An 8,406-nucleotide genomic window follows, 5' to 3' on the forward strand; every position below is an offset into this window, starting at 1 on the left:
GGGTTCGAGAAGGGAACGGACATGACGGCATCCCGTACGACGCGCATCCTCATCCTCGGCGGCGGCTACGTCGGCCTGTACACGGCCTGGGGCCTCGAGAAGAGGCGGGGGGAGGCGCCGATCGACGTCACCGTCGTCGAGCCGAACCCCTACATGACCTACCAGCCGCTGCTGCCCGAGGTCGCCGGCGGGCACGTCCAGCCGCGCCACGTCACGGTGCCGCTGGTCTCCGCGCTCAAGCGCACCCGCGTGATCCGCGGCGCGATCACCGGCGTGAGCCTCGCCGAGCGCAGCGCCACCGTCGCCGCGATGGACGGCTCCACCCGCACGATCGAGTTCGACCAGGTCGTCTTCGCGCTCGGAGCCGTCACCCGAACGTTCCCCACGCCGGGCCTCGCCGAGCACGGCATCGGCTTCAAGACGGTGGAGGAGGCGGCGCACCTGCGCGACCGCGTCATCGAGAACATCGCGAAGGCGGCGCTCACCACCGATCCCGCCGAGCGCCGGCGCCTGCTCACCTTCGTCTTCGTCGGCGGCGGCTACACCGGCGTCGAGGCGCTGAGCGAGCTGCTCGACCTCAGCCGCAAGACCCTCGCCGCGCAGCCCTCCCTCTCGATGGGCGACGTCACCTGGCACCTCGTCGAGGCACTGGACCGGGTCGCCCCCGAGGTCGGTCCCGAGCTCTCGAAGTGGACGCTCGACCACCTCCGCTCGCGCGGCGTGCACGTGCACCTGAAGACGACGATGCCCTCCTGCGAGGACGGCGTCGTGGAGCTCTCCTCGGGCGAGCGCATCCCGACGGCCACGATCGTGTGGACCGCCGGCGTGAAGCCGAACCCGATCCTCGACGCGACCGACGCGCCCCGCGGGCCGAAGGGCCACGTCATGGCGGATGCGCGCCTGCGGGTCATCCGCGAGGACGGCGAGCCGGTGGGCGGCGCCTGGGCGGCCGGCGACGGCGCGCAGGTGCCGGACCTCACCAGCGAGAAGCAGCCCGCGTACTACCCGCCGAACGCGCAGAACGCGGTCCGGCAGGCCAAGCTCCTGGCGCGCAACATCATCGCCGACCTCACCGGAGGCACCGTGGAGGAGTACCGGCACGCCTCAGTCGGGACCGTCGCCGAGTACGGCATCGGCAAGGGCGCGGGCCTGATCAAGGGCGTGAAGCTGCGCGGCCTCCCCGCCTGGCTCGCGCACCGCGCCTACCACGGAGCGGCGATGCCGACCCTGGACCGCAAGTGGCGGATCATCACGGGCTGGCTCGTCGACGCCGTCACTCCGCGCGACCTCTCGCCGATGAGCGCGCTGCAGGATCCTCGCCGCGCCTTCCGCGAGACGGCCGAGGCCACCGACCGCGAGGCAGCAGCGAAGGCCGCCGCGAAGAAGGAGTCGGACGCGTCCTGACGCGCCGGTGAGAGCGCGGGAGTCGCGGTGGTCGAGCGGGATCATCGCGACTCCCGCGCTCCCGAGTCGTGGGCCCCGCCTCGGAGCGCCTCGGCCTGACGGTCTCGGCTCAGGCCCGGCGGCGCGGCTTGAGGCGCACGGTCGGCAGCACGGGCGCGGGGAGCGCGCGTCCGCCGTACCCGTCGACGGTGCCGAACGGTCCCGCGGGATCCGCCCCGGCGATCACGTCGGACTGCCAGCGCTCGCGGGCGGCCGCCACGTCGTCGTGGCTGCGGCCGACGAAGTTCCACCACATCACCAGCTCCTCGGCGAACGGCTCGCCGCCGAGCAGCACCACGCGCGCGCCCGCGTCCCCGGCGGTCAGCACCAGGTGCGAGCGGCCGGGCGCGAGGTAGGCGAGGTCCGAGCGCGGGACGTCCGCACCCTCGACCGCCACCGGGCCGGCGTCGACGAGCACGCCGTACTCCCACGACTCCTCGACCGGCAGCTCGACCCGGGCACCCGGTTCGAGGTCGATCTGCGCGGCGACCAGCGGAGTGAAGGTGCTCGCGGGCACCGACGCGCCCAGCATCCCTCCGACGAAGACGCGCACCAGCGCGCCGGGCAGCTCCACGGGAACGCCGCGGTGGTGCTCGAAGAACGGATCGACGAGCCGTGCCTCCTCGGGCAGCGCGACCCAGAGCTGCACCCCGTGCAGGACGGGCGCGCCCCCGGTCGAGACCTCCGAGTGCGAGATGCCGCGTCCGGCCGTCATCAGGTTGAGCTCGCCCGGGCGCACCACGGCGAGGCTGCCGACGCTGTCGCGGTGCTCGATCTCGCCCTCGAAGAGCCAGCTCACGGTCTGCAGGCCCGTGTGCGGGTGCGGCGGGACGTCCATCCCGGCCTCCTCGCCGAGCCGCACCGGGCCGTAGTGGTCGGCGAAGCACCACGCGCCGATCGTCGAGCGCGATCGCTGCGGGAGGGTGCGGCGCACCTCGATCGCGCGCGGACCGCCGAGCGGGACGAGCCGTGCCTCCAGGATCTCGACCGCGCCGGGCTCGCGAGGGACCGGCTCCGCGGCGACGGGGAGCTCGTCGGGATGCTCCTCCAGGTTGCTCATGCGGGAAGTGTATGCCTTCGCATGGACCGGTGGACGGGACCGCCGCCCGCACCCCTCCCGGATCGCGTGCACGCCCAGGGCGAACAGGCCTGCTCACCGGGGGGAGCGCTGGTTACAGTCGACGTATCGGAGCCCACCCCTGCGGGTTCTGTAGGGAGTGACAGCATGTTCGAGAGATTCACCGATCGCGCGCGGCGCGTCGTCGTCCTGGCCCAGGAAGAGGCCAAGATGCTCAATCACAACTACATCGGCACGGAGCACATCCTGCTCGGCCTGATCCACGAGGGCGAGGGAGTGGCCGCCAAGGCGCTCGAGTCCCTCGGGATCTCGCTCGACGCTGTGCGCGAGCAGGTGCAGGACATCATCGGCCAGGGGCAGCAGCAGCCGACCGGCCACATCCCCTTCACGCCTCGGGCGAAGAAGGTCCTCGAGCTGTCCCTGCGCGAAGCGCTGCAGCTCGGCCACAACTACATCGGGACCGAGCACATCCTGCTCGGCCTCATCCGCGAGGGCGAGGGCGTCGCCGCTCAGGTGCTGGTCAAGCTCGGTGCCGACCTGAACCGCGTGCGCCAGCAGGTCATCCAGCTGCTCTCCGGCTACCAGGGCAAGGAGCAGGTCGCCGTGGGCGGTGAGCAGCAGCAGCCTCAGGGGGGATCGCAGATCCTCGACCAGTTCGGACGCAACCTCACCCAGGCGGCACGCGACAACAAGCTCGACCCGGTCATCGGGCGCGAGAAGGAGATCGAGCGGGTCATGCAGATCCTCTCCCGCCGCTCCAAGAACAACCCCGTCCTGATCGGCGAGCCCGGCGTCGGCAAGACCGCCGTCGTCGAGGGCCTCGCCCAGGCGATCGTGCGCGGCGACGTGCCCGAGACGCTGAAGGACAAGCAGCTCTACACGCTCGACCTCGGCTCGCTCATCGCCGGATCCCGCTACCGCGGTGACTTCGAGGAGCGCCTGAAGAAGGTCACGAAGGAGATCCGCACCCGCGGCGACATCATCACCTTCATCGACGAGATCCACACCCTCGTCGGCGCAGGGGCCGCTGAGGGCGCTATCGACGCCGCCTCGATCCTCAAGCCGCTGCTCGCCCGCGGCGAGCTGCAGACCATCGGCGCGACCACGCTCGACGAGTACCGCAAGCACTTCGAGAAGGACGCCGCTCTCGAGCGCCGCTTCCAGCCGATCCAGGTCGCGGAGCCGTCGCTGCCCCACACGATCAACATCCTCAAGGGGCTGCGCGACCGCTACGAGGCGCACCACAAGGTGTCCATCACCGACGGCGCGATCGTCTCGGCGGCCAATCTGGCCGACCGCTACATCAGCGACCGCTTCCTCCCCGACAAGGCGATCGACCTGATCGACGAGGCCGGCGCACGCCTGCGCCTCTCGATCCTCTCGGCGCCGCCGGAGCTGCGCGACTTCGACGACCGCATCGCCGTGGTCCGCTCCGCCAAGGAGGCCGCGATCGAGGACCAGGACTTCGAGAAGGCCGCGTCGCTCCGCGACGAGGAGAAGCAGCTGCTCGGTGAGCGCCTGCGCCTCGAGAAGCAGTGGAAGTCGGGCGACGTCAAGGCCACCGGCGTGGTCGACGAGGGCCTGATCGCCGAGGTCCTCGCCCAGGCGACGGGCATCCCGGTCTTCAAGCTCACGGAGGAGGAGTCCTCGCGGCTCGTCTTCATGGAGAAGGCCCTGCACCAGCGCGTCATCGGCCAGGAGGAGGCCATCGCGGCACTCTCGCGGACGATCCGCCGCACCCGCGCGGGCCTCAAGGACCCCAAGCGCCCCTCGGGCTCGTTCATCTTCGCCGGCCCCACGGGCGTCGGGAAGACCGAGCTGGCCAAGGCGCTCGCCGAGTTCCTCTTCGACGACGAGAACGCGATGATCTCGCTCGACATGTCGGAGTACGGCGAGAAGCACACCGTCTCGCGGCTGTTCGGCGCCCCTCCCGGGTTCGTCGGCTTCGAGGAGGGCGGCCAGCTCACCGAGAAGGTGCGCCGCAAGCCGTTCAGCGTGGTCCTCTTCGACGAGATCGAGAAGGCGCACCCGGACATCTTCAACTCGCTCCTCCAGATCCTGGAGGAGGGTCGACTGACCGACGGCCAGGGCCGTGTCGTCGACTTCAAGAACACCGTCATCATCATGACCACCAACCTCGGTGCTCGTGACATCGCCGGTGGTCCCGTCGGGTTCCAGATCGAGGGCGACAACGCCACCGGCTACGACCGCATGCGCGGCAAGGTCAACGAGGAGCTCAAGAAGCACTTCAAGCCCGAGTTCCTCAACCGCGTGGACGACGTCATCGTCTTCCCGCAGCTGTCGAAGCCCGAGCTGCTCCAGATCGTCGACCTCTTCATCAAGCGCCTGGGCGACCGCCTGCTCGACCGGGACATGACGGTGGAGCTGACGCAGCCGGCCAAGGAGCGCCTGATCGAGGTCGGGTTCGACCCGGCCCTCGGTGCGCGCCCCCTGCGCCGCGCGATCCAGCGCGAGATCGAGGACCAGCTGTCCGAGCGGATCCTGCACGGCGAGCTCGGCGCCGGAGACCACATCCACGTGGACTTCGCCGACAACAGGTTCGTCTTCACCACGACCCCGCGCCTGATCTCGATCAGCGCCGGCGCGTCCACCGGAGCGGCCACGGCCGGCCCGGCGACGCCCGACCTGATGTCGTAGCAGGCTGCCGAACGACGACGTGCCCGTCCCCTCTCGCGAGGGGGCGGGCACGTCGTCGTCCGGGGGGGTGCGCGCCTGCTCGCAGGATCCCGCGCCCGGTGCGGCCTAGGCTTGTCGAATGGCCGATTGGAAGTACCCGGTGCGCCGCGCGCGCACGAGCGATGTCCCCTTCATCCAGGAGCTCAGCGAGCCGCTCGTGAACGAGCGCATCCTCCTGGGCAAGGACCGCGTGGTGCTCTACGGCGCCGTGCAGGAGTTCCGCATCGCCGAGGACGGGCACGGGACGGCGATCGGCTGCGGTGCGCTCCATGTGATGTGGGACGACATCGCGGAGGTGCGCACCCTCGCGGTCGCGCAGGACTGGCTCGGGAGGGGCGTGGGCCACCACATCCTGGAGCGCCTCGAGAACGACGCGCGCGAGCTCGGCCTGAAGCGCCTGTTCTGCCTCACCTTCGAGGTCGACTTCTTCACCCGTCACGGCTTCGAGCCGATCGGCGAGAAGGTCGTCGACCCCGAGGTCTACGCCGAGCTGCTCCGCTCTCCCGACGAGGGAGTCGCCGAGTTCCTCGACCTCGCCCGGGTGAAGCCGAACACGCTCGGCAACACCCGCATGCTGAAGACGCTCTGACCGCCACCACGTCGTAGCCTGTCCCGGTGACTCCGCCGCCTCGCCGCCTGCCCTCCCGGGTCTACCGGCGACGCCGCGCCGGAGTGCTGCTCGCGCTGGTCGTCATCGTCGCGGGCCTGGCGGTTGTGCTGTCGCTGCTCCCGCGGATGACCGGCTCCGACGCCGCGTCGAGCCCCACGCCGACCGTCGTGCTGCCGACGCTCTACCCGACCACCTCGCCCGGTGCGACGCCCGGCGCCGCACCCGCCTGCACGGCCGACTCCGTCGCCGTCACCGCGGTCACGGACGCCACGAGCTACGCGCCCGGCGAGGATCCGCAGCTCTCGCTCTCGCTGGCCAACATCTCGAGCACCGACTGCGTGATCGACGCGGGCACGAGCAAGCAGGTCTTCACGATCACGAGCGGCTCCGAGCAGATCTGGACCTCGACCGACTGCCAGACCGGCGCGGCCGATCTGCCGGTGCTCCTCCAGGCGGGCCGCTCGGTGATGGGCAGCGCGCTGACGTGGGACCGCACCCGCTCCTCCGCCGACACCTGCTCCGGCGGACGCGAGGCGGTCGAGGCGGGCGGCGCCGCCTACAACCTGTCGGTGTCGGTCGCCGGCATCCCCTCGGGCTCGCCCACGCAGTTCCTGCTCCAGTAGTCCGCCCGGGGGACGTGCCGGGCGTGCGTCGGCGCGTAGCATCGCAGGCATGTGGGGGCTGCTCGGCACGATCCTGTCCGCCTCGACCGCCCGGGCGGGGGTGGTCGCGCGGCGCGCGGCGGCCGTGGCCCTCGCGGTCCCGCTGCTGGTCGGCGGAGCGGCGGCGCAGGCCGTGGCGGCTCCGCACCCTGTCGCGGCTCCGCAGCCCGTCGCGGGTGTCGTGCGCGCGGATGTGGACGGCTTCCGGTTCTCGGAGTACTCGGCCGACTTCCGTCTCGACCGCGACGAGGAGGGCCGCTCGACGCTGACCACTGTCGAGACCTTCGTCGCCGAGTTCCCGCCGTCGCAGAACCGCGGCATGCAGCGCGCGATCCCGCTCGACTACGAGGGGCACCCGACCGACGTCGACCTGGTGTCCGTCACCGACGGCGACGGGGCGTCGCGGCCGGTCGACACCGAGCGCGAGGACGGCTTCCTCCTGGTCACCAGCGCGGCGGACGAGTTCGTCAGCGGCAGCCAGACCTACGTCTTCACCTACACGCAGCACAACACGACCCTCCCTGGATCCGGCACGCGCAGCGGCGAAGACGAGTTCTACTGGGACGTCAACGGCACGGGCTGGCGCCAGTCCTTCGACCGCTACGACGTGCGCGTCGAGCTCGCCGGGTCGCTGGCCTCCGCCGCGACGGGGACCGTCAGCTGCTACCGGGGACCGGAGGGCTCGACGACCCCCTGTCCCATCGGCCGCGACGGCGCGGTCGTCACGGCATCGGGGGAGTCGCTGGCTCCGGGGGAGAACGTGACCGTGGCGATCGGCTTCGCTCCCGGGACCTTCACGCCGCGCGACGACCGCTACCTCGCCTCCGGCTGGTCCTGGGTGCAGCTGGGCGGCCTCGCCGCGGTCCTGATCGGCCTCGCGCTCGCCGTGCACCGCCGCCGGACCGTGCTCCGCGACGCTCCCGGCCGCCCGACCGTCGTCGCCGAGTACGACCCGCCCGCGGAGGGGCTGTTCCTCTCCGCCGCGCTGCTGCGGAAGACGTCGAAGGCCCCTGCGGCCGGACTCCTGGACGCCGCCGTCCGCGGTCTCGTGCGCATCGAGGAGACGGGGGAGGGGCGGAAGCAGGAGTACGCCGTGCGGGTGCTCGACCCCGCGACGACGCCGACGCGACGCGCGGGACGCCCGCGGCCCCTCGCCTCCGACGACCGCGAGTTCCTCGACATCGCCCTCGGCCGGGTGCCGGGGACGGTGCGTGAGCTCTCGGGCAAGGACAAGGAGTTCGGCAAGGCCGTCGGACAGTTCCGGACCGCGCTGGGCAACCGGGTGACCGAGGCGGGACTGAAGAAGGCCGGGACGATCGGCGGCAGCGTGCTCGTGATCGTCCCGCTGCTGCTGGGTGTCATGGCCGCTTTCCTGGGCGCGATCCTCCTGATGACCGGCTCCTTCGGCGGAGCGCTCCCGCTCGTGCTGATGCTGGTCGCGATCGTCGCGGCCGTCGTCGGGACGATCCTGGTCTCGAGGGTGCCGCTGACGGCCGCGGGCGCGGAGCTGCGCGACCATCTGCGCGGGCTCGAGCTGTACATCCGCCTGGCCGAGGCCGACCGGATCGCGATGCTGCAGTCGCCACGCGGGGCGGACCGGCGCACGGTCGGACCGGTCGAGGTGGTCGAGGTGACGGAGCGCCTGCTGCCGTGGGCCGTGCTCTTCGGTCTCGAGAAGGAGTGGTCGGCGGAGCTCGCGTCGGCCTACGAGCGCACCGGCGAGGAGCCGGTCTGGTACTCCGGACCGAACGGCTTCCACGCGGCGGCCTTCGCCGGCAGCGTGTCCTCGTTCTCGTCGTCGACGTCGAGCTACGTCGGATCCTCGTCGAGCTCCTCGAGCGGCGGCGCGGGGTCGAGCACCCGCACGGCGTACTCCTGCTTCCGCCCCTCCCCCGTCTCCTCGATGCGCACGAGAC

The 8,406-nt window shown here is 71.7% G+C and carries 6 protein-coding genes; 5 read left to right on the forward strand and 1 reads right to left on the reverse strand.

The features are described from left to right. Window positions 1–21 precede the first annotated feature (21 nt). A complete protein-coding gene (locus tag C5D36_RS15565; RefSeq protein WP_104272976.1) occupies window positions 22–1,404 on the forward strand; it encodes an NAD(P)/FAD-dependent oxidoreductase in 1,383 nt (460 codons plus the stop codon). Between the two features lie 109 nt (window positions 1,405–1,513). On the opposite strand, the gene C5D36_RS15570 is transcribed toward C5D36_RS15565, so the two are convergent. Continuing rightward, window positions 1,514–2,503 carry a pirin family protein gene (locus tag C5D36_RS15570; RefSeq protein ID WP_104291741.1) on the reverse strand — a complete coding sequence of 330 codons (990 nt, stop codon included), beginning with the start codon at window positions 2,501–2,503 and terminating at the stop codon, window positions 1,514–1,516. A 165-nt stretch (window positions 2,504–2,668) separates the two neighbouring features. Between C5D36_RS15570 and C5D36_RS15575 the strand changes: the two genes are divergently transcribed. The 4 genes from C5D36_RS15575 to C5D36_RS15590 all read left to right on the forward strand — a co-directional run. After that, window positions 2,669–5,179, forward strand: coding sequence for an ATP-dependent Clp protease ATP-binding subunit (locus tag C5D36_RS15575; RefSeq protein WP_104234294.1), 2,511 nt, complete (start codon window positions 2,669–2,671; stop codon window positions 5,177–5,179). A 118-nt stretch (window positions 5,180–5,297) separates the two neighbouring features. Further along, entirely contained in the window at window positions 5,298–5,807 is a 510-nt protein-coding gene (locus tag C5D36_RS15580; RefSeq protein WP_104234293.1) for an amino-acid N-acetyltransferase, read from the forward strand. Window positions 5,808–5,833: 26 nt separating this feature from the next. Next, window positions 5,834–6,451 carry a hypothetical protein gene (locus tag C5D36_RS15585; protein ID WP_104226002.1) on the forward strand — a complete coding sequence of 206 codons (618 nt, stop codon included), beginning with the start codon at window positions 5,834–5,836 and terminating at the stop codon, window positions 6,449–6,451. A 49-nt stretch (window positions 6,452–6,500) separates the two neighbouring features. Further along, window positions 6,501–8,406, forward strand: a 1,906-nt coding sequence (locus C5D36_RS15590) for a DUF2207 domain-containing protein (protein WP_104296202.1), incomplete at its 3' end; no start/stop codon positions are given.

The sequence above is a fragment of the Rathayibacter sp. AY1C6 genome (assembly GCF_002931535.1).
In the GTDB taxonomy this organism is placed as follows: domain Bacteria; phylum Actinomycetota; class Actinomycetes; order Actinomycetales; family Microbacteriaceae; genus Rathayibacter.